Below are 24,380 nucleotides of genomic sequence, written 5' to 3'. Positions count from 1 at the left end.
CAAGATATGCGGATACTTGATCGAAACTGACTCGACATGCTCCGAGTCGGGCTGCTACAGGTGGTTTTTCCGCCTGCCGGGTTGGCATCACGCACACCATCGCAGGGATCGGCCGGGCGCTACGCACCCGGTATTCTGGCACACACTAACTGGCCGTCTGGCTGCATGACGGGCTTGTACAAGGGGTTTAGTGTATGGCGCTTGCGCTGATCATCGCCTTACCATTTCTAGGCATCTTTCTGCCGTTGCTGGCTGACCGCATGGGGCGCTCGCTCTGTGCGCTGGCGGCTGCGCTGGGGCCGGCGGCTGCGCTGATCCTGTTGTGGCTGCAGCAGCCAGCGGTGTTCGCTGGCGAGGTGCAGATCGTCCGCTATCCGTGGCTGTCGGATCTCGGCCTGGATCTGAGCCTGCGCCTGGACGGGCTCGGTTTCCTGTTCGCCTTGATGATCCTCGGCATTGGCTTGCTGGTGATCCTCTACGCCCGCTATTACCTGAGCAAGCAGGAGCCGATGGGGCGTTTCTTCGCCTACCTGCTGTTGTTCATGGGGGCCATGCTGGGCGTGGTGCTCTCGGAAAACATGCTGCTGATGCTGGTGTTCTGGGAGCTGACCAGCCTGTCGTCGTTCCTGCTGATCGGCTTCTGGAGCGGCAGCTCGGATGCGCGTCGCGGATCGCGCATGGCACTGACCGTCACCGGCGGTGGTGGCCTGGCGCTGCTGGCGGGAATTCTGCTGCTCGGCAACATCGTCGGCAGTTTCGAGCTGAGCCAGGTGCTGGTGGCTGGCGATGTGATCCGTAGTCACGCCCTGTACCCGATTACCCTGATCCTGATCCTGCTGGGTGTCTTCACCAAGTCTGCGCAATTCCCCTTTCATTTCTGGTTGCCCCAGGCCATGTCGGCGCCTACGCCGGTGTCGGCCTATCTGCATTCGGCGACCATGGTCAAAGCCGGCGTGTTCCTGCTGGCGCGCTTTTACCCGGCGTTGGCGGGTACCGAGTGGTGGTTCTATCTGGTCAGCATGACCGGTATGGCGACCCTGTTGTTCGGTGCCGGCATGGCGTTGTTCCAGCACGACCTCAAGGGGTTGCTGGCCTACTCGACCATCAGCCACCTCGGGCTGATTACCCTGCTGTTCGGCCTGAATACCGATCTGTCCTCGGTCGCAGCGGTGTTCCACATCATCAACCATGCGACGTTCAAGGCCTCGCTGTTCATGGCCGCCGGCATCATCGACCATGAAACCGGTAGCCGCGACATGCGGCGTATCGCCGGGCTCTGGAAGTACATGCCGCACACCGCCGTACTGGCCATGGTGGCGGCGTCGGCGATGGCCGGGGTGCCGCTGCTGAACGGCTTCCTGAGCAAGGAAATGTTCTTCACCGAGACGCTCAATCAGAATCTGCTCGGTATCTTCAGCTGGATGATTCCCGCGGCCGCCACACTGGCCGGGGTGTTCTCGGTCGCCTATTCGCTGCGTTTCATCCACGACGTGTTCTTCAACGGCGAGCCGAAGGATCTGCCCAAGTATCCGCCTCATGAGCCGCCGCGCTACATGAAGATTCCGGTGGAAGTTCTGGTCTTCCTCTGCCTGCTGGTGGGCATGTTGCCGGCCTACACCGTGGCGCCGCTGCTGGCCTCGGCGGCCTCGGCGACGCTGGGTGGTGAGGTGCCTTATTACAGCCTGTCGATCTGGCACGGTTTCAACCTGCCGTTGGGCATGAGCGTGATCGCCCTGGTCGGCGGGATCATCGTCTATGCCTGCCGCGAGCCGCTGTTCCGCTGGTATAACGGCATGCCGGAGGTGGATGCCAAGGAGATGTTCGAGCTGCTCAACAGCCGTTTGGTGAAGAGCGCTCGCTGGATCACCAGGCTGCTCGAAAGCGGCTCCCAGCAGCGTTACGTGGCACTGCTGCTGGTCAGCGCCCTGGTGCTGATCACCATTGCGCTGTCGTCGATGGATTCGCTGGGCGGCAACGTGCCGCTGTCGCCGCTCGATGGCATCACCGTGCTCGGTATGCTGGTGCTGTGCGTGATGGCCGTGCTCACGGTGGTGTTCCACCGCAACCGCCTCAAGGCGCTGATGACACTGAGCTGCGCCGGGCTGATGGTGGCGCTGGCGTTCGCTCGCTATTCCGCGCCGGATCTGGCCCTGACCCAGCTGTCGGTCGAGGTGGTGACCATCATCCTGCTGGTGCTGGCGCTGTTCTTCATGCCGGATCGCACGCCGATGGAGTCGAGCAGCCTGCGCGGCCTGCGTGATGTCCTGTTGGCTGGCGGTTGCGGTATCGCCGTCTCGCTGCTGGCCTACGCGGTCATGACCCGCCCCTACGACAGCATCGCCTCGTTCTTCCTCGAGAACAGCGTCAGTGGTGGCGGTGGTACCAATGTGGTCAACGTGATTCTGGTCGATTTTCGCGGCTTCGATACCCTGGGAGAAATCAGCGTGCTGGCGATCGCAGCGGTAGGTATCTACGGCTTGCTCGCCGGGCTGCATCTGCCGCACCCGCTCACCGACCCGAACGGCAAACCCTGGTCGCGCGACAGCCACCCGATGATCCTCGACAACATTGCACGGGTGCTGCTGCCGATGGCGCTGCTGGTGTCGGCTTTCATCTTCCTGCGCGGGCACAACCTGCCAGGCGGCGGCTTCATTGCCGGCCTGATCACCGCCATTGCCCTGATCCTGCAATACGTGGCTCATGGGGTCGAATGGACGCAGCGGCGTATGCCCTGGAGTTTCCACAGCATCGCCGGACTCGGCGTGATGATCGCCGGGCTCACTGGCCTCGGCAGCATGACCTTTGGTGCGCCGTTCCTGACGTCGGCCTTCGACCATTTCCACCTGCCGCTGATCGGTGAGTTCGAGCTGGCTACCGCGCTGTTCTTCGACCTGGGTGTGTACCTGGCAGTAGTCGGTTCCACGCTGTTGATCCTGTCCAACATCGGCCACGTCAGTCAGGACGAATCGAGCAAGGAGGTACTCTGATGGAAGCACTATTCGCGATTACGCTGGGTGTGCTGACTGCCAGCGGTGTGTACCTGCTGATGCGAGCTCGCATTTATCCCGTGGTGATGGGGCTTACCCTGATTTCCTACGGGGTCAACCTGTTCCTGTTCGCCATGGGCCGTCTGGGCACCGGCGTACCGGCGGTGATCGGCAAGAGCGCCGAGTACGGTGATCCGATTCCCCAGGCACTGGTGCTCACCGCCATCGTCATCGGCTTCGCCATGACGGCCTTCGTCGTGGTGCTGTCGCTGCGGGCGCTGGGTGACTTGCGAACCGACCATGTCGATGGCGAGGAGCCGCGCTGATGAATCACGCGTTGATCCTGCCGATCCTGATACCCCTGTTTACCGGCAGCCTGCTGCTGATTCGCTCGCAGTTATCGCTGAGCGCCAAGCGCTGGATTTCCCTGCTGGCTACCTGGGCACTGCTGCCGTTGAGCGCCTGGCTGGTGCTGCAGGCGGATTCCGGTGTGTTGCAGGTGTATGCCCTGGGCAACTGGCAGGCACCATTCGGTATCGTGCTGCTGCTCGATCGCCTGGCTGCGCTGATGTTGCTGGTGACTGCCGTGCTGGCAAGCTTCGCCATGCTCTATGCGGTGCGCGGCGACGACGAGCGCGGGCCGAACTTCCACGCCCTGATGCAATTCCAGCTGCTCGGCATCAACGGTGCGTTTCTTACCGGCGATCTGTTCAACCTGTTCGTGTTCTTCGAGATCCTGCTGATCGCCTCGTACTCGCTGCTGGTCTATGGCGGTGGCCCGAAGCGGATCAAGGCGGGCATGCACTACGTGGTGCTCAACCTGGTGGCCTCGTCGTTCTTCCTGATCGGTGTGGGCATTCTTTACGGCCTTCTTGGCACCCTGAACATCGCCGACCTGGCGTTGAAAGTTTCCGAGGCTGATGCCGATCGCCTGCCGCTGATCGCCGCTGCTGGATACCTGCTGCTGATCGTGTTCGGCCTTAAAGGCGCGATCCTGCCGCTGTACTTCTGGTTACCCAACGCCTACGCGGCAGCCACGGCACCGGTGGCCGCACTATTCGCCATCATGACCAAGGTCGGGCTGTATGCGGTGATCCGCGTTTTCACCCTGGTCTTCGGCAGCGAGGCAGGCGAGCTGGCCCATCTGATCGACTACCTGTTGTGGCCGCTGGCGGCACTGACCCTGGCAGTCGGTGTGATTGGCGCCCTGGCTGCACGTAGCCTGGGCCGGCTGATCGGTTATCTGGTGATCGTCTCGGTTGGTACGTTGCTGGCGGGCGTAGCCCTCGGTACCGCGCAGAGTCTGAGTGCCGCGCTTTACTACCTGGTGCACAGCACCTGGGTGTGTGGCGGGCTGTTCCTGCTCGCCGACCTGCTGGCGCGTCAGCGCGGCGATATTGGCTTGCGGCTGCGCAAGGGGCCGCAATTGCTACAGCCGAAATTGCTCGGCGGGTTGTTCTTCATCGGTGCCATTTCCGTTGCCGGCTTACCGCCGTTCTCGGGGTTTCTGGGCAAGTTGATGCTGCTGCGTTCGGTGGAAACCGGCACGCAGGCGCTGGTGCTATGGCCGGTGGTGCTGTGCGGCGGTCTGGGGGTGGTGATCGCCCTGGTACGTGCTGGCAGCACCCTGTTCTGGCGCTGCACCGGTGAGCCGGCGCCGGCCGCCGAGTTCGACCGGATTCGCGCTCTGGCTGCCATCTGCCTGCTGGCTGGCGGGCCGCTGCTGGTGATCGCTGCTCAGCCGATCCATGAGTACGTCCAGGCCGTCGCCCAGCAATTGCTGGATGTCGATAGCTATCTGCAGATCGTGCGTGGAGGTGATGCATGAGCCTATCCCGATGGTTGCCCCATCCCATGCTCACCGTGCTGCTCACGGTGATCTGGCTTTTGCTGGTCAACGCACCGAGCGTTGGTCATCTGTTGCTGGGCGCTTTTCTCGGCTGGGGCATCGCCCTGCTGTGCCGTGGTTTCATGCTTGACGTGCCACGCCTGCGTCGGCCTTTGCTGCTGTGCCGCTACATGCTGATGGTGCTCTGGGACATCGTTATCGCCAACCTGCATGTGGCGCGATTGGTGCTGGGTCCGACCAGCAGGTTGCGGCCGGCATTCGTCGAGGTACCCATGGCCATCGAGAACGAATTCATGCTTTCGGTACTCGCCTGCATCGTGTCGCTGACCCCGGGAACCGTGTCATCCGGTCTCAGTAGCGATCATAAAACCCTGCTGCTACACGGCCTGGACGTGGCTGATGGCGAGGCACTGATCGCCGAGGTCAAGTCACGCTACGAAGCCCCGCTGATGGAGATTTTCGAATGCTCGTCTACGTAATTCCCCTGTGCATGGCGCTGATGGGCGTCGCCGTAGCGCTCAACGTGATCCGCCTGGTGCGCGGCCCGGATATGCCGGATCGGGTACTGGCCCTGGATACGCTGTACATCAACGCCCTGGCGTTGATTGTGGTGTTCGGTATCTGGCTCGAGTCGGATCTGTTTTTCGAGGCGGCGCTGCTGATCGCCGTCATGGGGTTCGTCGGTACCGTGGCGGTGGGCAAGCACCTGCTGCACGGCGAAATCATCGACTGAGGAGGGTATTGCCATGCCATTTTGGATCGAAGTACTGGTGGCGTTTTTTCTGATCACCGGCTGCTCTTTCGCCCTGATCGGCGCCATCGGTCTGTACCGCCTGCCGGACTTCTTCACCCGTTTGCACGGCCCGACCAAGGCCACCACCCTGGGCGTAGGCAGCATGGTCATGGCGTCGATGATCTTCTTCGGCAGTCACGAAGAAGGGCTGAGCCTCCACGAACTGCTGATCACCCTGTTCCTGTTCATCACCGCCCCGGTCAGTGCCCACATGCTCGCCAAGGCGGCGATGCAGCAGAAGGTCAAGTTGGTGAGCCGTACCCGCGGTCGGCCCTGGGAATCCTGAACTGGGCTGGTCGTTTGGCGCCTGGCTGTTCCTGTCGGCGGTGCTGCGCAGCCCATAGACTGCATCCGCAACCTTCCTGAGCGAGGCCCGGCAGATGCAGTGGCAACAACGTGCGGCGACCGCCGCGGACATCGAAGCGCTCTGTGCGCTGATCTTCGAGCACGGCCCCAACCCCTGGAATCATCTGCCGCGCGCAGAGGTGACTGCCCATCTGCAGGGCATCGCCGATGGCAGTACACGCGCTTTGCTGGCTGAGGGAGAGGCTGGATTGCTGGGGTTCGTCAGCCATGTGCGCACCACCTGGTTTCACGAGCACCAGCCCCTGAGCAGATGCGATGACGAACATGCCTATATCTGCGAGGCCGTGACCCACCGCGACATGGCGGGACGGGGGCTGGGTTCCGCGCTACTGCGCCAGGTGGTGGCGGATATCCGCAGCGAAGGCATCATGGACATTTATATCGATCGTCACGAAGAGAACGCGGCCTCGGCCGGCATGATGCGCAAGGCCGGGTTCGTCGAGATCAGCACCGTTGATGACGGCGAGCGCCGGCCCAATGGGTCACGGCGCACCACTCTATGTCGTTGGCAGTCGGCTTAGTCGGCCAATAGCGCCCGCGCCAGGCCTTCGGCGACGCGGATGCCATCGACACCGGCGGAGAGGATGCCACCGGCGTAACCAGCGCCTTCGCCGGCGGGGAACAGGCCACGCACGTTGAGGCTCTGCAGGTCTTCACCGCGGGTGATCCGCAACGGCGAGGACGTGCGGGTTTCGATGCCGGTCAGTACCGCATCGTGCAGGTCGAAGCTCTTGATCTGCTTGCCGAATGCCGGCAGTGCCTCACGGATCGCCTCGATGGCGAAGTCCGGCAGGGCCGGTGCCAGATCCCCCAGTTTGATTCCCGGTTTGTAGGACGGCTCGACACTGCCCAGTGCCGTGCTCGGCTTGCCGGCGATGAAGTCGCCCACCAGTTGGCCCGGCGCTTCGTAGCTGCTGCCACCGAGTACATAGGCGTGGGACTCCAGGCGTTCCTGTAGCTCGACACCAGCCAGCGGGCCACCGGGATAGTCCTGCTCCGGGGTAATGCCGACGACGATGCCGGCATTGGCATTGCGCTCGTTGCGCGAGTACTGGCTCATGCCGTTGGTCACCACTCGATGCGGCTCGCTGGTGGCGGCGACCACGGTGCCGCCCGGGCACATGCAGAAGCTGTACACCGAGCGGCCGTTCTTGGCGTGGTGCACCAGTTTGTAGTCGGCGGCGCCAAGCTTCGGATGGCCGGCGTATTTGCCGAGACGGGCACGATCGATCAGCGATTGAGGGTGTTCGATACGGAAGCCCACCGAGAAGGGTTTGGCTTCCATGAATACGCCGCGCTTGTGCAGCGCACGGAAGGTGTCGCGGGAGCTGTGACCGAGAGCCAGGATGACGTGGCGGCTGTGGATCTGCTCGCCGTTCTCCAGTTCTACGCCGAGCAGTTGGCCGTCCTCGATCAGTACGTCGCTGACGCGCTGCTGGAAGCGTACTTCACCGCCCAGGGCCTTGATCTCCTCACGCATGGTGGCGACCACGCCCGTCAGGCGGAAAGTGCCAATGTGCGGTTTGCTGACGTAGAGGATTTCCTCTGGCGCGCCAGCTTTGACGAATTCTTCCAGCACCTTGCGGCCGTAATGGTTGGGATCCTTGATCTGGCTGTACAGTTTGCCGTCGGAAAAGGTGCCCGCGCCGCCCTCGCCGAACTGCACGTTGGACTCGGGGTCGAGCACCTTCTTGCGCCACAGGCCCCAGGTGTCCTTGGTGCGTTGGCGCACTTCCTTGCCACGCTCGAGCACGATCGGCTTGAGGCCCATCTGCGCCAGCAGCAACGCGGCGAAGATGCCACAAGGGCCGAAGCCGATCACCAGCGGACGCTGTTCCGGTTGCTGTTCTGCGGGAATGTTCAGCGGCTTGTAGCGCAGGTCTGGCGCGATGCCAAGATTACGGTCGTTGCTCAGGCGTGCCAGCAGCGCCGCTTCGTCGCGCACACTGAAGTCGAGGGTGTAGATGAACGGCATGTCCCCGAACTTCTTGCGTGCATCGTAGCTGCGCTTGAACACGTTGAACTCGAGCAGTTCGCTGTCTTCGATACCCAGGCGCTCGAGCAGAGCAGGGCGGAGTGCGTCGTCCGCATGGTCGAGGGGCAGTTTCAGTTCGGTGATGCGCAGCATGTGGAGTCTACCTTTCAGGGCCGGAGGTCACCCGGCAGCTTTTCGAGGGCGGCGATTATGGACGAAAAAGAACCATCAGGCTGCAGTTCTCGCGTCGCAGTCGACAGGCGTGACAGGGCCGGTGTGCCCAGCCCAGGATCAGGCGCGTCAATGTCAGGTATCTCACTGGCGTAAAAGGACATTCGCATGCAATCGAGCAAGACGCTCACCCTCGGTTATCTGGCTGGTCTTGTCACGCCGCTGTGGTTGGCGCTTGGCGTGACCCTCGTCGGCGCGCTTTATCCTGGTTACAGCCATTTCGATCACGCCATGAGCCTGCTCGGTGCCGAAGGGGCCCCGACCCGGTACATCTCGCCGTTGATCAATAACTACCCGCTGGGCGCGTTGTTCATGCTGTTCGGCGTTACCGTGCTGCTGAGCTTCGACAACCTCTGGGCGCGGCTCAGTGGTGTGCTGATCATCCTCCATGGCCTGGGTAGTTACGGCACCGGCTACTTTACCTGCGACCCTGGTTGCGCTTCAGATAGCCCGTCGACCAGCCAGAATCTGCACAACCTGGCGGGGTTGCTCATGGCATTCAGTTTGCTGATCGCCAGCGCGCTATGGGCCTATCTGGGCCGACGTCTGCTCGGTTCGTGGACGTTCTCCTGGTTCTCTCTGTTATGCACCCTGGTGGCGGTTGGCGCCCTGCCATTGATGGCCGGCGCCCTGGAGAGCGGTCATGGTTTTGGTCTCTATCAGCGCCTCAACTATGGGGTGTCGCTGCTATGGTTGGCCACGCTGGCGTCGATGTTGCTGCGCCGTTCCCGAGCCTGACTCGCGTTTGCTTACGATTTGCCGGTGTCGCACGTCGAGGGGAATTGTTAGGGTCTTAGGCTCACGTTTAATAGGGATATCAAGGGGGCAAAATGAGCGAGCAACCCTGGGCTGGTGGAACACCCGTCAGCATACTGCTGGCTACGGATCTGAGCGTGCGTTGCGACCGTGCCCTGGATCGCGCTGCGCAATTGGCCAGTGAATGGCAGGCCATGCTGGTGGGCGTCAACGTGCTGGAAACGGCCCAGGCGCCGGATCTGGTGCTCGGCTGGGTCGGTGCGCAGGACGATACCGACCTGTCACGCTTCGCCGAGCAGCAACTGCAGGATGATCTGTCCGGTCTCGACGTACGTGTGCGGCTGCGTATCGAGCGCGGCGAGCCCGTACAGGCCATCGTCAAGGCCGCGCGGGAAACCGGTAGCGCGCTGGTGGTGACCGGCGTTGCCAGCAACGAACTATGGGGCCGCCTGCTGCTCGGTTCCACGGTCGAGTCGCTGACCCGGCAACTGCCGCAGCCTTTGCTGGTGGTGCGTCAGCGGCCGCGTGGACGCTATGAGCGTATCCTCATCGCCACCGACTTTTCCGACTCGTCACGGCATGCGCTGCATGCTGCCGCCCGCTATTTTCCGGATCGCGAACTGGTGCTCTATCACGTCACCGAGGCGCCCATGTCCGACCGCCTGGAGCGAGTGATCGACGGTGAAACACGCCGGCACATCGAGGAGGGTGACTATGCTGCCTTTCTCGCCGCCAGCGATCTGCCGGAAGACTTGCGCAAGCGAACCCGCATCATCATCGAGCAGGGCTCGCTGGGCGTTTCATTGAGCCGCTACGTGCGTGAACATGGTGTGGATCTGGTGGTGATGGGCACCCATGGTCGCAGCGGGCTGATGAATGTGCTGCTTGGCAGCGCGGCCAGCGAATTGCTGCAGTGGGTACCATGCGATACCTTGATCGTGCGAGAGCCGCGGGCCGCCAGATAGTCTCTTCAGCGCCCGTGCAGCCAGCGCTGGCGCTGATCGGCATCGAGAAATGTCCAGGCCACGAAGCGGCTCTGCTTCTGGCCCTGACTCATTTCCACGGTACGTGTCTCCACGGCGCCGACTTTCTTCAGCGTGGCGTACACGCCAGGCAGGTTGCCGGATTTGGAGATCAGCGTGCTGAACCACAGCACCTGCTCGCCGTGCTCGGCGCTTTCGCGAATCAACCGCGCGACGAACGCCGCCTCGCCACCGGGGCACCACAGTTCTGCCGCCTGGCCGCCGAAATTCAGCACCGGCAGTTTGCGCTTGGGGTCGAGCTTGCCAAGGTTACGCCATTTGCGTTTGCTGCCACTGGCGGCTTCGTCTGCCGAGGCGTGGAAGGGCGGGTTGCACAGGGTCAGCTCGAAGCGTTCTTCAGGTTGTAGCAAGCCATTGAAAATATGCCCGGCATCCTGCTGCAGGCGCAGTTCGATCTGTTCGTTCAGGCCAGGATTCGACTGCACGATGGTCTTCGCCGACGCGATGGCCTGAGGCGCGATATCCGCCCCCACGAAACGCCAGCCGTATTCGCGGTTGCCAAGCAGCGGGTAGATGCAGTTGGCGCCCACGCCGATATCCAGCGCCCGTACCGCCGCACCTCTGGGAATCTCACCGGCGTTGTCGGTAGCCAGCAGATCGGCCAGGTAATGCAGATAGTCGGCGCGCCCGGGGATAGGCGGGCACAGGTAATCCGCCGGAATGTCCCAGTGCGCGATGCCGTAGAACTGCTTGAGCAGGGCGCGGTTGAACACCTTGACCGCCGCCGGGTTGGCGAAGTCGATGCTCTCCTTGCCGTATGGATTGATGATGACGAACGCCGCCAGTTCCGGGCTGGTCTTGATCAACACCGGAAAATCGTAGCGCCCCTGATGACGATTGCGAGGATGCAACTGACCCTTGTCAGGCGACGAGGCGGGCGGTTTCGGCGGACGTTTGGCGGGCATGCTGACGGATCACACAGAGGGGCGGCCGCGCATTTTCCCACAGCTCATAGCGCTGTGCTTGCCGGCTTTTCGGAGATGCATCGGAAAACAGCTGCCGCCCACCTGCTGGCGTTCGGATGCGCACTGACCCAGGTCAACGGTCTGCCGCCTGACCAGCCCTAGACTGGCTCCATCTAGGGGAATGACAGGGAGGCCGGACATGGCCTATCTCAGTTGGAGTGATGATCTGAACACCGGAATCGCGGTGATCGACGGCCAGCACCGGCGCATCGTCGACATGATCAATGAGCTGTATGTCGCTCAGCAGAATGGCGCGCGCGAGGGTGTGGCGCTGGTGATCGAGGAGCTGGTCGATTACACCACCTCGCACTTCGCCTTCGAGGAGGCGATGCTCGAGGAAGCCGGTTATGTCTTCACCAAGGCCCACAAGCGGGTGCACGAGATTTTCATCAGGCGGGTCGACGACTACCGCACGCGATTCAAACAGGGCGAAGACGTCTCCGACGAACTGCGCAGCCTGCTCGGGCGCTGGCTGTTCGGCCATATTCGCAACGACGACCAGAACTACGTGGCGGCCGTCACCGAAAACCTGCGCCGCCTGGCCGCCGACAAGACCGAAGAGGGTTGGCTGAGCCGAGCCAAACGGCGTTTCTTCCGCGCGGCGTAGCGGGCGGTTTCAAGGGAATAGCGGTCATTGAGCTGCAAGCCGCAAGCTTCAAGCTGCAAGACAGAAGCAAGAGCAATAGAGCGCTCCGAGCTGCTTTTAACTTGTTGCTTGAAGCTTGCAGCTTATGGCTTCTTTCGACTTTATCCCGCCGCTGTCCTTGCCGTGAGCTAAAGCGGGAAGATCCAGGGCACCATCACCACGCTGACGATCATCACCAGAATGGTGAACGGTACACCGATACGCACGAAGTCACCGAAACGGTATTGGCCCGGCCCCAGCACCAGGGTATTCACCGGCGATGAAATCGGCGTCATGAACGCAGCCGAGGCCGCCAGGGCGACGGTCATCGCGAAAGGCACGGGTGATGCGCCCAGCGCCTGAGCGGTGGCGATGGCCACGGGAGCCATCAGCACCGCCGTCGCGGTATTGGAGATGAACAGGCCGATCAGCGCGGTGACGGCGAACAGGCTGGCCAGGATCACCCGTGGCCCTGCCTCGCCGAGTGCTCCGACCAGGCCGTTGACCGCCAGGTCGATCCCGCCGGTTTTCTGCAGGGCCAGGGCGAAGGGCAGCATGCCGACGATGAGGATCAGGCTCGGCCAGTGGATCGATCGGTAGGCGCTGGCCATGTCGATGCAGCGGAAGGCGCCCATCAGCAGGCAGCCGATCAACGCAGCCATGACGTTGGGCACCAGGCCGCTGATCATCAGACCAACCATCACCACCAGGCTCAACAAGGCATAGGGCGCCTTGCGTGCGGCGGGTGCCACTTCATCGACTTCAGCGGGCAGGCTGAGCACCAGAAAGTCACGATTGAGGCTTTGCAGGTGATGGATCTGCTTCCAGCTACCGGCCACCAGCAAGGTGTCGGCGTGGGTCAGTTTTTCGTCCACCAGCAGGCCTTCCAGCGCCTGGCCATGGCGGCGCAGGCCGACCAGGTTGAGTTTGTAGCGGCTGCGCAGGCCCAGTTCCTGGACGGTCTTGCCCGGCAACTGGGATTCCGGCGGCAACGCCACCTCAGCCAACCCCAGTTCGTGGGAATGCACGCTGTAGTAGGAGTTGCGCAGTGGCAGTGCCTCCAGGCCCAGCTCCTGATAGGCGCCGAGCAGGGCGATGGCCGGGCTGGCCAGGTCGACCAGCAGCACATCGCCGGCTTGCAACTGGGTGTTGCCGGTGGCCATCAGCAGCAGGGTGCGAAACTGTCGCTGGCGCTCCACGGCAATCACGTTGATACCGTACTGCGAGCGCAGCTGCAGTTCGTCCAGTGCCTGATTGGCCAGGGGCGAGTCGGCCCGCACCCGCAGGCGACGTTCGCGTTCGCTCAGGCGATAGGTGCGCGCCAGATCGGTCAGGGTCAGCCGCGGCGGCGCAGACCCATCGCCATCGACGTCACGCTGCAACCAGCGACGTGTGGCGAGCATGTAGAGTACGCCAAGCACCAGCACGGTCAGGCCGATGGGGGTGAAGCTGAAGAAGTCGAAGCCCGGCAGACCAGCGCGCAGCAGTTCGCTATGCACCACCATGTTCGGCGGCGTGGCCACCAGGGTCAGCATGCCGCTGATCAGGCCGGCGAACGCCAGCGGCATCATCAGTCGGCCCGGTGCAATCTTCAGGCGCGCCGCCACACCGAGCACCACGGGGATGAAGATCGCCACCACGCCGGTCGAACTCATCACCGAGCCGAGACCGGCCACCGCCACCATCAGCAGGATCAGCAGACGTGTTTCGCTGCTGCCGGCCTTGGCCACCAGCCAGTCACCCAGGCGGTAGGCGATGCCGGTGCGCACCAGGCCCTCACCGATCACGAATAACGCGGCGATAAGGATCACGCTGGGGTCGCTGAAACCGGCCAGGGTTTCCTGGATGCTGAGTACGCCCATCAACGGCAGGGCGACGATGATCATCAGCGCGACCACGTCCATGCGCGGTTTGTCGAGGACGAACAGCACTACCGCCGCAAACAGCAGGCCGAGCACCATAAGCAGGTCGAGGGTCATTCTGGCTCCTTGCCGGGCCGTGTTTCAGGGATAGCCGAGCACGCTCTTGATCTGCTGCAGGTTGGCGGCGATCCAGCGTTTGTCGATGGCGCCCCAGTCGCGGATCACATAATGGCCGGCGTTGTTGCGTTCGCCTTCCTGCTGCTGGAATTCGCAGCGGATATCCAGTTCTTCCAGCGCTGTCAGGGTGTCCTGGGCAGTGCGTCGGGGCATGCCGGTGGCGGTCATCAACGCCGGCACGCTGTCGGCGCTGCCGCTGTCGATCAGCCAGGCGACGTAGAGGCGGCGGTAGAAGCTGGTCTTGGTCTTGCTCACATCCATTTGAAAAAGCCCGCTCGAGTGAGGAGGCCCGAGGATACTGCCTGAGCGACGGTGACACCAACTGCCAGGAGAGCCTCGGCGCAAACGAAAACGGCCTGTCGGGCGTTCACCACGACAGGCCGTTTATCGAGTGCAGCGATCAGAGGCTGGCGATCTTGCCGCGCTGCTCGACCAGATTGGCCAACGCCTGTTCGGCCTCGGCCAGCTTGACGCGTTCCTTCTCCAGTACTTCAGCTGGAGCCTTGGCAACGAAACCCTCGTTGGCCAGCTTGCCGCCGACTCGTTTGGCTTCACCTTCCAGGCGCTGGATTTCCTTGTCCAGGCGCGCCAGTTCGGCTTCCTTGTCGATCAGCCCGGCCATCGGCACCAGTACCTGCATGTCGCCGACCAGGGCGGTGGCGGACATCGGTGCTTCTTCACCAGATGCCAGTACCTTCACCGATTCGAACTTGGCCAGTTTGTTGAGCAGCGGGGCGTTGTCGTTCAGGCGGCGCAGGTCTTCGGCATTGGCGTTGGCGAGGATGACGTCGATGCGCTTGGCCATGGAGATCTTCATCTCGCCACGGATCTGGCGTACGCCGAGCATCAACTGCTTGACCCACTCGATGTCGCCTTCGGCAGCCGCGTCGATGCGGCTTTCATTGGCCACCGGCCACGGCTGCAGCATCAATGTTTCGCCGCTGACGCCGGCCTGGCTCTTGATGCGCTGCCAGATCTCTTCGGTTATGAACGGCATGAACGGGTGAGCCAGGCGCAGGATCACTTCCAGCACGCGCACCAGGGTGCGGCGGGTGCCGCGCTGGCGTGCCAGTTTATGTGCGTTCTCGGCCGCTTCCGGCGTCCTGCCTTCAGCGGCACTCGTACCTCCCTGTACAGCGTCCCACAGTACCGGCTTGACCAGCTCCAGGTACCAGGCGCAGTACTCGTCCCAGACGAATTCGTAGAGGGCCTGGGTGGCCAGGTCGAAGCGGAAGGCGTCGAGATGACGGGTGACGTCCTGCTCGCAACGCTGCAGCGCGGAGATGATCCAGCGATCGACCGGTGACAGATCGACCGGAGCGCCGGCTGCAGCCTCGCCATTGATGCCGGTGTCCTGGCCATCGGTGTTCTCGATGACGAAGTTGGCGGCGTTCCACAGCTTGTTGCAGAAGTTGCGGTAGCCCTCGACGCGGCCCATGTCGAACTTCACGTCACGGCCGGTGGTGGCCAGCGAACAGAAGGTGAAACGCAGGGCGTCGGTGCCGTAGCTGGCGATGCCTTCCGGGAATTCGGCCTTGGTCTGCTTGGCGATCTTCTCGGCGAGCTTGGGCTGCATCATGCCGCTGGTGCGTTTGGCCAGCAGGGTCTCGAGGTCGATGCCATCGACGATATCCAGCGGGTCGAGCACGTTGCCCTTGGACTTGGACATCTTCTGGCCCTGGCCGTCGCGCACCAGACCGTGCACGTAGACGGTCTTGAACGGGATCTGCCCGGTCAGGTGGGTGGACAGCATGATCATCCGGGCAACCCAGAAGAAGATGATGTCGAAACCGGTAACCAGCACGTCGGTGGGGTGGAAGGTCTTCAGTGCCTCGGTCTGCTCGGGCCAGCCGAGGGTGGAGAAGGTCCACAGGCCAGAGCTGAACCAGGTATCCAGTACGTCGTCGTCCTGGCGCAGCGGGATGTCGCCCAGGTTGTGCTTGGCGCGTACTTCCGCTTCGTCACGGCCCACAAAGACGTTGCCCGCCTGGTCGTACCAGGCCGGAATGCGGTGGCCCCACCACAGCTGACGGCTGATGCACCAGTCCTGGATATCGCGCATCCAGCTGAAGTACATGTTCTCGTACTGCTTGGGCACGAACTGGATTTCGCCGCTTTCGACCACCGCGATGGCTTTTTCCGCCAGCGGCTTGGTGGATACGTACCACTGATCGGTCAGCCACGGCTCGATGATGGTGCCGGAACGGTCGCCCTTCGGCACTTTCAATGCGTGGTCGTCGATCTTTTCCAGCAGGCCGAGGGCATCGAAGGCGGCGACGATCTGCTTGCGTGCTTCGAAGCGATCCAGGCCGGCGTATTCGGCGGGCAGGCTGGCATCGAGCAGGGCGTTGACGCTGCCGTCGATATTGAAGATCTGCGCACCGGGCAGCACGGCGGCGTCCTGGTCGAAGATGTTGATCAGTGGCAGGTTGTGGCGTTTGCCGACTTCGTAGTCGTTGAAGTCGTGGGCCGGGGTGATCTTCACGCAGCCGGTGCCGAATTCCGGGTCGCAGTAGTCGTCGGCGATGATCGGGATGCGGCGACCAACCAGCGGCAGTTCGACGTAGTGGCCGATCAGAGCCTTGTAGCGTTCGTCTTCCGGGTTCACGGCGACGGCGGCGTCACCCAGCATGGTTTCCGGGCGCGTGGTGGCGACGATCAGGTAATCGGCTCCTTCGGCGGTCTTTTGGCCGTCGGCCAATGGATAGCGCAGGTTCCACAGGTGGCCTTTCTCGTCGTGGCTTTCCACTTCCAGGTCGGAGATGGCGGTGTGGAACTTGGTGTCCCAGTTGACCAGCCGTTTGCCGCGGTAGATCAGGCCGTCCTCATGCAGGCGCACGAAGGCTTCCTTGACCGCTTCGGACAGGCCGTCGTCCATGGTGAAGCGCTCGCGCGACCAGTCCACCGAGGAGCCCAGGCGGCGGATCTGTCGGGTGATGTTGCCACCGGACTCGGCTTTCCAGTCCCAGACCTTGTCGAGGAATTTCTCCCGGCCGAGGTCATGACGATCGATACCCTGAGCGCCCAGTTGGCGTTCCACCACCATCTGCGTCGCGATGCCGGCGTGATCGGTGCCCGGCTGCCACAGGGTGTTGCGACCCTGCATGCGGCGGAAACGGATCAGGGCATCCATGATCGCGTTGTTGAAGCCATGGCCCATGTGCAGGCTGCCGGTCACGTTCGGCGGCGGGATCATGATGGTGTAAGGCTCACCGGAACCCTGGGGCGCGAAGTAGCCCTTCGCCTCCCAGTTCTCGTACAGCGCGGTTTCGATGGCGTGGGGCTGGTAGGTCTTGTCCATGCGCGGCGGGACCCTTCTGGCGTCTGATCGGAAAAGCCGAGCAGTATAACGAACCGCCGTGCAGTTTTCCTCCGCTCTCTGGAAGCTACCGGTCGGGTAGAGGAGGGTATGGTTCTCCAGGCCGGGGCGGCTTGGTTGTATCAGCGGCGCGGTGGCAGCAAGCGGTTCAGGCGCGCCTGCAGGCGGCGCTTGAGTTCGGCTTCGATCTGCGGTGCGAAATCGTCGATCACATCTTGCAGCAGTAACTGAGCGGCGGCGCGCAGTTCGCTGTCGAGGCGGTTGATCTCGTTATCCCGGCCAATGGCGCGCTGCACCGTCTGGCGCAACTCGTCTTCGGATGCCATGCCGGTGCCGGGGTTGCTCGTGGGGGATGGCTGCGGGCTGAATACGGGGTCAGGAGCAGGTACCACGTCCGAGAGCAGCGGGATGTCGTTCGGATCGAGTTTCTCGGTCAGCAGCGGCGGATCGAGATCGTCATCCAGCAGCTCGCGGATCGACTCGAGATCGTTCAGCAGGGCGCCGGGTTTTTGCGGTGGGTTCAGGTTGTCCATGGGGAGCATTTACAGTTCGACACGTTTGGGATCATAGCCCCGTTGACGGTAGCTGCGGAAATTCTCCCGGCAGGCGGTCAGCAGGTCGGGTTCCTGGTTGACGATCTCGATCACCCGGCTGAAGTGCTCGATATGCGGGCTGAGTGTGCTACCAAGGTTGATCAGCACGCCCTGGGTCGCCTCGGGCACTTCGTCCAGGCCGATCACGATTGGCGATTGCGGGTCATCCTGATGCAGGTCATGGGGGATGAAGCTTTCCTGGCGAGCCCGCCACAGCAACTCGTCGAGTTCACTGCATTGCGCTGCGTCGCTGCCGCGCAGAAACACCGGCAGACCATGACGCCAGGCTTTGCCGGCGAGCTGACAGGCTGCGCGCAGGCGCTCGGCCGTGGTGCTCGACGACAGTACGTAGAATTCTATTCGGGGCATGAAGGTATCCGCAGACAGCCATCTGGCAGCGCGCCACTAGGCGGCGCGCTGCCTCGGGCTGATATCAGCGCTGCTCCTGCGGCACACGGTCGAGCAGGTACTGGGTCAGCAGGGGCACCGGACGGCCAGTGGCGCCCTTGTCCTTGCCGCCGCTGATCCAGGCCGTGCCGGCGATGTCCAGGTGGGCCCAGCGATAGCTCTTGGCGAAGCGCGACAGGAAGCAGCCCGCGGTGATGGTGCCGGCCTTGGGGCCGCCGATGTTGGCGATGTCGGCGAATGGGCTATCAAGCTGCTCCTGGTATTCGTCGTACAGAGGCAGTTGCCAGGCGCGGTCGTCGGCATGGCGGCCAGCGGCGAGAATCTCGCCGACCAGGTCGTCATCGTTGCCCATCAGTCCGGACACATTGCTGCCCAGAGCGACGATGCAGGCACCGGTGAGGGTAGCGATATCGATCACCGCCTGCGGCTTGAAGCGCTCGGCGTAGGTCAGGGTGTCGCACAGCACCAGGCGGCCTTCGGCGTCGGTGTTGAGGATTTCCACGGTCTGCCCGCTCATGGTGGTGACGATGTCGCCAGGGCGGGTCGCGCCGCCGCTGGGCATGTTCTCGGCACAGGCGAACAGGCACACCAGGTTGATCGGCAACTGCATTTCCAGCACGGCGCGCAGGGTGCCGAACACGCTGGCAGCGCCGCACATGTCGTACTTCATCTCATCCATGCTGGCGGCCGGTTTGATGCTGATGCCGCCGGTATCGAAGGTGATGCCCTTACCGACGAGTACAAAAGGCTTGTCGGTCTTCTTCGCGCCCTGATAATTGAGCACGATCATCCGTGGCGGCTGATCGCTGCCCTGGGCCACGGCAAGGAAGGCGCCGGCGCCAAGCGCTTGCAGCTTCTTCTCGTCGAGGATCTCGACCTTGAGGTTCTTGTGCGCCTTGGCCAGTTCCTTGGCCTGCTCGGCCAGGTAGCTGGGGTGGCAGATGTTTGGCGGCAGGTTGCCCAGATCCTTGGTCAGCGCCATACCGATACTGATGGCGCGAGCCTGCGTGGTGGCGCGTTCGACGTCGGCGACGCTGGCCTTGTCGGTGCTCAGGATGATTTTCTTCAGGGCACCAGGCGTGGCCTTCTGGCTCTTGAAGCGGTCGAACTGGTAGCCGGCATCGGCCAGGCTTTCCACCAGCAGGCGGGCCTTGCCGTAGGCGTCGCGGTTCTTCACCTGGACATCCTGCAGGGCGAGCAGGGCATCACTGCCGCCGAGGTTCTTCAGCACGCCATAAACCGCTGCGATCAATTTGCGCAGTTGGCGGTCAGAGAGTTCGGCGTCTTTGCCGGTGCCGACCAACAGCACACGCTCGGCCTTGAGATTGGGCAGGCTGTGGGCCAGCAGGGTCTGGCCGGGCTTGCCGGCCAGGTCGCCACGCTTGAGCAGAGCACTGATGGCCCCGCCGCTGGCAACGTCCACCGCTTTGGCAGTGGTGCCGAGGATTCCACCTTCGCCGACGGGAATGACCAGGGTGGCGGTTTTCAGTGTTTCCGGGCGAGCGCTTTTGACAATAAATTCCATGCGTGGTGTCCCCAAGACAACGAGTCGCGAATGCAGGATAATAACGACAATTTTTTCGGCTGGTTCGCTAAGAACCTATTTAAAGTCTGCTGCGCAGCATGGCTCTAGCTCGCGAGACTTTGAACAGGCTCCAAGTAGGCGTACCGCCATGCAGTGCGGTTAGTTTGAGCACAGCCGCCTGAGCCTGACAACCCTGGAGTGTCTGTTTGATCGTCTTCCGATATTTGTCCCGAGAGGTTCTGGTTACCTTGAGTGCGGTCAGTGCCGTGCTGCTGGTGATCATCATGAGCGGCCGCTTCATCAAGTACCTGGCCCAGGCGGCCCAAGGGGTACTCGATCCGGGCGTGCTGTTTCTGATCATGGGCTTTCGTCTGCCCGGCTTCCTGCAACTGATCCTGCCGCTGGGGCTGTTTCTGGGTTTCCTGCTGGCCTATGGGCGTCTGTACCTGGACAGTGAGATGACTGTGCTGTCTGCGACCGGCATGAGTCAGCAGCGACTGTTCCTTTACAGCCTGGCTCCGGCGACCGTGGTGGCGCTGCTGGTCGCCTGGTTGAGCATGGGCCTGGCGCCTCAGGGCGTTTCTCAGGTCGCGAAAATTTTCAACGAGCAGGATGCGCTGACCGAGTTCGACACCCTGGTGCCCGGCCGCTTCCAGTCCATGCGTAACGGTTCCCGGGTCACTTACACGCAGGAGTTGTCGGAGGATCGCACCGAGCTGGGTGGCATCTTCATCTCCGACAAGCGCTTGTCCCGTGCGGGCGACAAGGAGCGCGGCATTACCGTACTGGTGGCCGAGAGCGGCCGCCAGGAAGTACAGGCCGACGGCAGTCGCTATCTGATTCTGGAAAACGGCTATCGCTATGACGGCAGCCCCGGCCAGGCGGATTACCGCGTAGTGCAGTACGACACCTATGGCGTGCTGCTGCCCAAGCCATCGGTGGCCGCTGACATCAGTGAGCGAGAAGCCATTCCGACGTCGCAATTGTTCGGCAGTGATGAGCCGCGCCTGCAGTCGGAGCTGCAATGGCGTCTGTCCATTCCGCTACTGGTGTTCATTGTCACCTTGATGGCGGTACCGCTTTCACGAGTCAATCCGCGTCAGGGACGTTTCCTCAAGCTGTTGCCGGCGATTCTGTTGTACATGACCTACCTGGGGCTGTTGGTCGCGGCGCGCAGCGCGCTGGACAAGGGCCGTATCCCGCCGGCAGTGGGCTTGTGGGGCGTGCACCTGCTGTTCCTGCTGATCGGTCTGGCGCTGCTGTATTGGGAGCCGCTACGTCTGAAGCTGGCAAGCCGTCGTATGGTGCGGGAGATCGCTCGTGGTTAAGCTGGATCGTTACATTGGCACTCAGGTGCTGTTCGCCATCCTGGCTGTTCTCGGCATCATCGTCGGGTTGGCCCTGCTGTTCGCCTTCATCGACGAGCTGGGTGATATAGAAGGCAGCTACGGCCTGGGCGATGCCCTGTGGTACGTGTTCCTCACCGCGCCACGGCGCATCTACGACATGCTGCCCATGGCGGCGCTGGTGGGTTGTTTGATCGGCCTGGGTACCTTGGCCAGCAATAGCGAGCTGACCATCATGCGTGCTGCCGGTGTGTCCATCGGGCGCATCGTCTGGGGCGTGATGAAGCCGATGCTGGTGCTGATGCTCGTCGGCATTCTGATCGGTGAATACCTTGCACCCTGGAGTGAGAACCAGGCCCAGGCGGGCCGTGCCATGGCGCAGGGCGGTGGCGAGGCGCAGACCGCCAAGCGTGGCATGTGGCACCGTCAGGGGCATGAATTCGTGCACATCAACGCTGTGCAGCCCGGTGGAGTGCTGTTTGGAGTGACGCGTTATCGCTTCGATGATCAACGCCGTATGGAGTCGTCCAGCTTCGCCCGTCGCGCCACTTACGAGGGCACCTATTGGCAACTGGAAGATGTGGTTACCACCAGATTCCATGAGCGCAACACCGAGGTGGTCACGGTGCCGAGTGAGCGCTGGGATATCGAGCTCAATCCGCAATTGCTCGGTACCGTGGTGCTGGAGCCCGAGGCGCTGTCGGTCAGTGGTCTGTGGCGCTACATCCATTATCTGAAAGAGCAGGGATTGAACAACGGTCAGTACTGGCTGGCGTTCTGGACGAAGGTGTTGCAGCCGCTGGTCACTGCGGCGCTGGTGCTGATGGCCATTTCCTTCATCTTCGGGCCGCTGCGCTCGGTCACCCTAGGGCAGCGCGTGTTCACCGGTGTGCTGGTGGGCTTCGTGTTCCGTATCGCCCAGGATCTGCTCGGCCCTTCGAGCCTGGTGTTCGGTTTCTCGCCGTTGTTCGCGGTGCTGATCCCGGCGGGTATCTGTGCGATAGCGGGCTTCTGGCTATTGCGCCGAGCAGGCTGATCGATCGCGTCTTCTCTCGCCTGGCGGGAGAGGACGCTGCGCCACTCTCTGATCATTCCCTTCAGGCTGGGGCTGTTGACGTTTCAGCGCAAGCCGCGTTGCCGCTTGGCAATGTGCGGGCTACTTGCGATATGCGTTCTTCGGAAGTCGTACGACAAGGCTGTCTGAATAGAGGTCGTGCCAGCTGCGTTTCTGTTTGTCGAACACTATCCACAGGTAGCCCAGCCCCAGGGTTAGCCACGAAAGGATCGCGACCAGAAAGCGCAGCAATGCCTGCCAGACACTGATCGCTGTGCCGTCCGCATTCTGTACGCGTATGCCCCAGACCTGCATGCCGAGTGTCTGGCCGTTGTGTGTCCAGAACTTGGCGAAGAAGCCGAACAGGCTGAGCAGCAATAGGGTAGAAAGCAGTGGGTCGCCATCCAGGGCTCCAGCTTCCGACCATTGGCGCAGTTGGGCTTCGCCGTAGATCCCCATCTGAATCAGCTTGTAGAGAAAGGTGACGACGATCAGCAGGGCGACACACAGGAAGCTGTCATACAGCACGGCAGCCAAGCGACGGCCCAGGCCGGCTGTGGGGAAGGTGCCTTGCGGGCGCAGCGCATGTTTCGGCATGAAGGGCTCGTGGTGAGGGCCGGATGATCGACGATACTAATTTGCAGGCATAAAAAAACCCCTGATATGCATCAGGGGTTTTTCAAGCAGCGGCTTATTCCTGGACTTGAACCTGGTCAGCCTGCAGGCCTTTTTGACCTTGTACAGCAACGAAGCTAACTTTCTGGCCTTCTTTCAGGCTCTTGAAGCCGTTACCTTCGATGGCGCGGAAGTGTACGAACAGATCCGGACCGCTTTCTGGAGTGATAAAACCAAAACCTTTCTCGTCGTTAAACCACTTGACGGTACCGTTCTGACGATTCGACATGTCTCTTTTCCTTGGAACTAGAGTTGATGACAGCCTCCATATATAGAGGACTGAAGACTGGTTGCAAGGAGTGATGGAAGTCGAACGGGATGTAGCGGATCTAGGGCGATCTACTGCATCAGGTCACGATTCTCGGCGACCCATGCAAACACAGTGAATGAACTCTACGCTAACTCTGGAGCAAATGCCAACCCCTTGGGCACGCATAATCCCACGTAGGATTCGTGAGGCTTTCAAGCGGCTTCCAAGTTGGTTTTTTATAATGGCTAATTGATTGCGCGAACAGGAGTCGTGCAGCACAGCTTTGGTGCGAACTGTCACAAGTAGGTAACAGTTGAAGGATATATGGTGCCCCGGGGGAGACTCGAACTCCCACTTCTTTCGAAAACGGATTTTGAATCCGCCGCGTCTACCGGTTCCGCCACCGGGGCACAATGGCGGCGCAGTATAGGGAGCAAGATGCCATTGGTCAATGCACTTGCGTGGTCACCGTGAGGGAATTCCGGTAAGCTGCTCCGCCCTGCAAGACGACACCTTTCCACCATGCGCGTTGCCGACTTTCATTTCGATTTGCCTGATGAGCAGATCGCCCGCCACCCCCTTGCCGAACGCCGTGCCAGCCGCCTGTTGATTCTCGATGGCATCAGTGGTGCGCTCGCTCATCGGCAATTTGCCGATCTGCTCGAGTACCTGCGTCCGGGCGATCTGATGGTGTTCAACAACACCCGGGTTATTCCGGCGCGGCTGTTTGGTCAGAAGGCCTCGGGCGGCAAGCTCGAGGTGCTGGTCGAGCGTGTGCTCGACCAGCACCGGGTGCTGGCTCATGTGCGTGCCAGCAAATCGCCCAAGCCGGGTTCGATGATCCTTATCGATGGTGGTGCCCAGGCACAGATGGTGGCGCGCCACGATGCACTGTTCGAGCTGCGTTTCGATGAGGCGGTGCTGCCGCTGCTCGAGCGCGTTGGGCACATGCCGTTGCCTCCTTATATAGACCGAGCCGATGAAGCCTCGGATCGCGAGCGCTACCAGACCGTGTATGCCCAGCACGCCGGTGCGGTAGCCGCGCCCACGGCCGGTTTGCATTTCGATCGCGAGCTCCTGGCCGCCATCGCCGAGAAAGGCGTCGAGTCGGCCTTCGTCACCTTGCACGTCGGTGCTGGCACCTTCCAGCCTGTGCGCGTCGAGCGTATCGAAGACCACGTGATGCACAGCGAGTGGCTGCAGGTGGACGCCGCCGTAGTCGACGCCGTGGCTGCCTGCCGGGCGCGCGGCGGGCGAGTGGTCGCGGTTGGTACCACCAGCGTGCGCGCGCTGGAAAGTGCGGCGCAGGGCGGTGAGTTGCGTCCGTTCAGTGGCGACACCGATATCTTCATTTATCCCGGCCGGCCGCTGCATGTGGTCGATGCCCTGGTGACCAACTTCCATTTGCCCGAGTCGACCCTGCTGATGCTGGTGTCGGCCTTCGCCGGCTATGCGGAAACCATGGCTGCCTACGCTCAGGCGGTGGCCGAGGGATATCGCTTCTTCAGTTACGGTGATGCCATGTTCATCACCCGCAATCCCGCACCGCGCGGGCCCGAGGAACACCTATGACACGCAGCT

23 protein-coding genes and 1 tRNA gene are annotated in these 24,380 nt (G+C 62.3%); 13 read left to right on the top strand and 11 right to left on the bottom strand.

Annotation, left to right across the window (positions count from 1 at the left end; translation table 11 throughout):
* The first annotated feature begins 194 nt into the window (after positions 1–194).
* From DNK10_RS00520 to DNK10_RS00490, 7 genes are all read left to right on the top strand, one after another.
* Entirely contained in the window at positions 195–2,987 is a 2,793-nt protein-coding gene (locus DNK10_RS00520) for a monovalent cation/H+ antiporter subunit A (protein ID WP_131190245.1), read from the top strand.
* A complete protein-coding gene (locus DNK10_RS00515) occupies positions 2,987–3,313 on the top strand; it encodes a Na+/H+ antiporter subunit C (RefSeq protein ID WP_131180764.1) in 327 nt (108 codons plus the stop codon). Before DNK10_RS00520 ends, DNK10_RS00515 begins: the two co-directional genes overlap by 1 nt.
* Positions 3,313–4,815, top strand: coding sequence for a monovalent cation/H+ antiporter subunit D (locus DNK10_RS00510; RefSeq protein WP_131190244.1), 1,503 nt, complete (start codon positions 3,313–3,315; stop codon positions 4,813–4,815). The genes DNK10_RS00515 and DNK10_RS00510 overlap by 1 nt, the downstream gene beginning before the upstream one ends.
* Positions 4,812–5,315: a Na+/H+ antiporter subunit E gene (locus DNK10_RS00505; RefSeq protein WP_131180762.1), complete on the top strand. Its 504-nt coding sequence runs from the start codon at positions 4,812–4,814 to the stop codon at positions 5,313–5,315. The genes DNK10_RS00510 and DNK10_RS00505 overlap by 4 nt, the downstream gene beginning before the upstream one ends.
* A complete protein-coding gene (locus tag DNK10_RS00500) occupies positions 5,300–5,569 on the top strand; it encodes a K+/H+ antiporter subunit F (protein ID WP_131180761.1) in 270 nt (89 codons plus the stop codon). The genes DNK10_RS00505 and DNK10_RS00500 overlap by 16 nt, the downstream gene beginning before the upstream one ends.
* Before the next feature lie 13 nt (positions 5,570–5,582).
* On the top strand, positions 5,583–5,915 hold the full coding sequence (locus tag DNK10_RS00495) for a Na+/H+ antiporter subunit G (protein ID WP_131190243.1): 333 nt from the start codon (positions 5,583–5,585) through the stop codon (positions 5,913–5,915).
* 94 nt (positions 5,916–6,009) lie between these two features.
* A complete protein-coding gene (locus tag DNK10_RS00490; RefSeq protein ID WP_131180759.1) occupies positions 6,010–6,516 on the top strand; it encodes a GNAT family N-acetyltransferase in 507 nt (168 codons plus the stop codon).
* Here the strand turns inward: DNK10_RS00490 and DNK10_RS00485 are convergent.
* The gene (locus DNK10_RS00485; protein WP_131190242.1) at positions 6,513–8,123 is read right to left on the bottom strand and encodes an NAD(P)/FAD-dependent oxidoreductase; all 1,611 of its coding nucleotides are present in this window, start codon (positions 8,121–8,123) and stop codon (positions 6,513–6,515) included. The two genes, DNK10_RS00490 and DNK10_RS00485, sit on opposite strands and share 4 nt — an antisense overlap.
* Before the next feature lie 186 nt (positions 8,124–8,309).
* On the opposite strand from DNK10_RS00485, the gene DNK10_RS00480 reads away from it, so the two are divergent.
* Positions 8,310–8,939, top strand: coding sequence for a DUF998 domain-containing protein (locus tag DNK10_RS00480; RefSeq protein ID WP_131190241.1), 630 nt, complete (start codon positions 8,310–8,312; stop codon positions 8,937–8,939).
* A 92-nt stretch (positions 8,940–9,031) separates the two neighbouring features.
* A complete protein-coding gene (locus DNK10_RS00475) occupies positions 9,032–9,922 on the top strand; it encodes a universal stress protein (RefSeq protein ID WP_131190240.1) in 891 nt (296 codons plus the stop codon).
* Positions 9,923–9,927: 5 nt separating this feature from the next.
* On the opposite strand, the gene rlmF is transcribed toward DNK10_RS00475, so the two are convergent.
* Positions 9,928–10,905 (bottom strand): 23S rRNA (adenine(1618)-N(6))-methyltransferase RlmF, encoded by a 978-nt coding sequence (gene rlmF / locus DNK10_RS00470; protein WP_131190239.1) that lies wholly within the window; start codon positions 10,903–10,905, stop codon positions 9,928–9,930.
* 199 nt (positions 10,906–11,104) lie between these two features.
* Here rlmF and DNK10_RS00465 point away from each other — a divergent pair, with 199 nt between their 5' ends.
* Positions 11,105–11,572 carry a bacteriohemerythrin gene (locus DNK10_RS00465; RefSeq protein ID WP_131180754.1) on the top strand — a complete coding sequence of 156 codons (468 nt, stop codon included), beginning with the start codon at positions 11,105–11,107 and terminating at the stop codon, positions 11,570–11,572.
* Between the two features lie 167 nt (positions 11,573–11,739).
* On the opposite strand, the gene DNK10_RS00460 is transcribed toward DNK10_RS00465, so the two are convergent.
* The 6 genes from DNK10_RS00460 to DNK10_RS00435 form a co-directional block, all read right to left on the bottom strand.
* Entirely contained in the window at positions 11,740–13,569 is a 1,830-nt protein-coding gene (locus tag DNK10_RS00460; RefSeq protein WP_131190238.1) for an SLC13 family permease, read from the bottom strand.
* A gap of 24 nt (positions 13,570–13,593) precedes the next feature.
* Complete coding sequence (locus DNK10_RS00455; protein ID WP_131190237.1) at positions 13,594–13,890, bottom strand: winged helix-turn-helix domain-containing protein; 297 nt, start codon at positions 13,888–13,890, stop codon at positions 13,594–13,596.
* Positions 13,891–14,029: 139 nt separating this feature from the next.
* A complete protein-coding gene (locus DNK10_RS00450; RefSeq protein ID WP_131190236.1) occupies positions 14,030–16,930 on the bottom strand; it encodes a valine--tRNA ligase in 2,901 nt (966 codons plus the stop codon).
* 140 nt (positions 16,931–17,070) lie between these two features.
* Entirely contained in the window at positions 17,071–17,481 is a 411-nt protein-coding gene (locus DNK10_RS00445; RefSeq protein WP_131180884.1) for a DNA polymerase III subunit chi, read from the bottom strand.
* Positions 17,482–17,490: 9 nt separating this feature from the next.
* Positions 17,491–17,910, bottom strand: a complete 420-nt coding sequence (locus DNK10_RS00440) for a DNA polymerase III subunit chi (protein ID WP_131180745.1) — start codon at positions 17,908–17,910, stop codon at positions 17,491–17,493.
* 64 nt (positions 17,911–17,974) lie between these two features.
* The gene (locus DNK10_RS00435) at positions 17,975–19,474 is read right to left on the bottom strand and encodes a leucyl aminopeptidase (protein WP_131180744.1); all 1,500 of its coding nucleotides are present in this window, start codon (positions 19,472–19,474) and stop codon (positions 17,975–17,977) included.
* A gap of 206 nt (positions 19,475–19,680) precedes the next feature.
* On the opposite strand from DNK10_RS00435, the gene lptF reads away from it, so the two are divergent.
* Positions 19,681–20,802 (top strand): LPS export ABC transporter permease LptF, encoded by a 1,122-nt coding sequence (gene lptF, locus DNK10_RS00430; RefSeq protein WP_131180743.1) that lies wholly within the window; start codon positions 19,681–19,683, stop codon positions 20,800–20,802.
* Entirely contained in the window at positions 20,795–21,856 is a 1,062-nt protein-coding gene (gene lptG / locus DNK10_RS00425; RefSeq protein ID WP_131190235.1) for an LPS export ABC transporter permease LptG, read from the top strand. The genes lptF and lptG overlap by 8 nt, the downstream gene beginning before the upstream one ends.
* Before the next feature lie 120 nt (positions 21,857–21,976).
* On the opposite strand, the gene DNK10_RS00420 is transcribed toward lptG, so the two are convergent.
* From DNK10_RS00420 to DNK10_RS00410, 3 genes are all read right to left on the bottom strand, one after another.
* Positions 21,977–22,471 (bottom strand): RDD family protein, encoded by a 495-nt coding sequence (locus tag DNK10_RS00420; protein ID WP_131190234.1) that lies wholly within the window; start codon positions 22,469–22,471, stop codon positions 21,977–21,979.
* A 94-nt stretch (positions 22,472–22,565) separates the two neighbouring features.
* Positions 22,566–22,778 (bottom strand): cold-shock protein, encoded by a 213-nt coding sequence (locus tag DNK10_RS00415; RefSeq protein WP_131180740.1) that lies wholly within the window; start codon positions 22,776–22,778, stop codon positions 22,566–22,568.
* A 346-nt stretch (positions 22,779–23,124) separates the two neighbouring features.
* Positions 23,125–23,209, bottom strand: a tRNA-Leu gene (locus DNK10_RS00410).
* A gap of 112 nt (positions 23,210–23,321) precedes the next feature.
* Between DNK10_RS00410 and queA the strand changes: the two genes are divergently transcribed.
* On the top strand, positions 23,322–24,371 hold the full coding sequence (queA, locus tag DNK10_RS00405; RefSeq protein WP_131190233.1) for a tRNA preQ1(34) S-adenosylmethionine ribosyltransferase-isomerase QueA: 1,050 nt from the start codon (positions 23,322–23,324) through the stop codon (positions 24,369–24,371).
* Positions 24,372–24,380: the final 9 nt, after the last annotated feature.

The organism is Phytopseudomonas daroniae (assembly GCF_004327275.1).
GTDB lineage: Bacteria > Pseudomonadota > Gammaproteobacteria > Pseudomonadales > Pseudomonadaceae > Aquipseudomonas > Aquipseudomonas daroniae.
Note: the sequence above shows the minus strand (reverse complement) of the source record. Positions and strands in the feature narration are given on the sequence as shown.

Bases quoted from the DNA above. Each gene is read 5' to 3' on its own strand.
- DNK10_RS00455 (WP_131190237.1), bottom strand. From the start codon at position 13,890: ATGGATGTGAGCAAGACCAAGACCAGCTTCTACCGCCGCCTCTACGTC.
- DNK10_RS00465 (WP_131180754.1), top strand. From the start codon at position 11,105: ATGGCCTATCTCAGTTGGAGTGATGATCTGAACACCGGAATCGCGGTG.
- queA (WP_131190233.1), top strand. From the start codon at position 23,322: ATGCGCGTTGCCGACTTTCATTTCGATTTGCCTGATGAGCAGATCGCC.
- rlmF (WP_131190239.1), bottom strand. From the start codon at position 10,905: ATGCCCGCCAAACGTCCGCCGAAACCGCCCGCCTCGTCGCCTGACAAG.
- DNK10_RS00460 (WP_131190238.1), bottom strand. From the start codon at position 13,569: ATGACCCTCGACCTGCTTATGGTGCTCGGCCTGCTGTTTGCGGCGGTA.
- DNK10_RS00420 (WP_131190234.1), bottom strand. From the start codon at position 22,471: ATGCCGAAACATGCGCTGCGCCCGCAAGGCACCTTCCCCACAGCCGGC.
- DNK10_RS00485 (WP_131190242.1), bottom strand. From the start codon at position 8,123: ATGCTGCGCATCACCGAACTGAAACTGCCCCTCGACCATGCGGACGAC.
- DNK10_RS00510 (WP_131190244.1), top strand. From the start codon at position 3,313: ATGAATCACGCGTTGATCCTGCCGATCCTGATACCCCTGTTTACCGGC.
- DNK10_RS00475 (WP_131190240.1), top strand. From the start codon at position 9,032: ATGAGCGAGCAACCCTGGGCTGGTGGAACACCCGTCAGCATACTGCTG.
- DNK10_RS00490 (WP_131180759.1), top strand. From the start codon at position 6,010: ATGCAGTGGCAACAACGTGCGGCGACCGCCGCGGACATCGAAGCGCTC.
- DNK10_RS00515 (WP_131180764.1), top strand. From the start codon at position 2,987: ATGGAAGCACTATTCGCGATTACGCTGGGTGTGCTGACTGCCAGCGGT.
- DNK10_RS00500 (WP_131180761.1), top strand. From the start codon at position 5,300: ATGCTCGTCTACGTAATTCCCCTGTGCATGGCGCTGATGGGCGTCGCC.
- DNK10_RS00450 (WP_131190236.1), bottom strand. From the start codon at position 16,930: ATGGACAAGACCTACCAGCCCCACGCCATCGAAACCGCGCTGTACGAG.
- DNK10_RS00415 (WP_131180740.1), bottom strand. From the start codon at position 22,778: ATGTCGAATCGTCAGAACGGTACCGTCAAGTGGTTTAACGACGAGAAA.
- DNK10_RS00505 (WP_131180762.1), top strand. From the start codon at position 4,812: ATGAGCCTATCCCGATGGTTGCCCCATCCCATGCTCACCGTGCTGCTC.
- DNK10_RS00445 (WP_131180884.1), bottom strand. From the start codon at position 17,481: ATGGACAACCTGAACCCACCGCAAAAACCCGGCGCCCTGCTGAACGAT.
- DNK10_RS00440 (WP_131180745.1), bottom strand. From the start codon at position 17,910: ATGCCCCGAATAGAATTCTACGTACTGTCGTCGAGCACCACGGCCGAG.
- DNK10_RS00435 (WP_131180744.1), bottom strand. From the start codon at position 19,474: ATGGAATTTATTGTCAAAAGCGCTCGCCCGGAAACACTGAAAACCGCC.
- DNK10_RS00480 (WP_131190241.1), top strand. From the start codon at position 8,310: ATGCAATCGAGCAAGACGCTCACCCTCGGTTATCTGGCTGGTCTTGTC.
- DNK10_RS00495 (WP_131190243.1), top strand. From the start codon at position 5,583: ATGCCATTTTGGATCGAAGTACTGGTGGCGTTTTTTCTGATCACCGGC.
- DNK10_RS00520 (WP_131190245.1), top strand. From the start codon at position 195: ATGGCGCTTGCGCTGATCATCGCCTTACCATTTCTAGGCATCTTTCTG.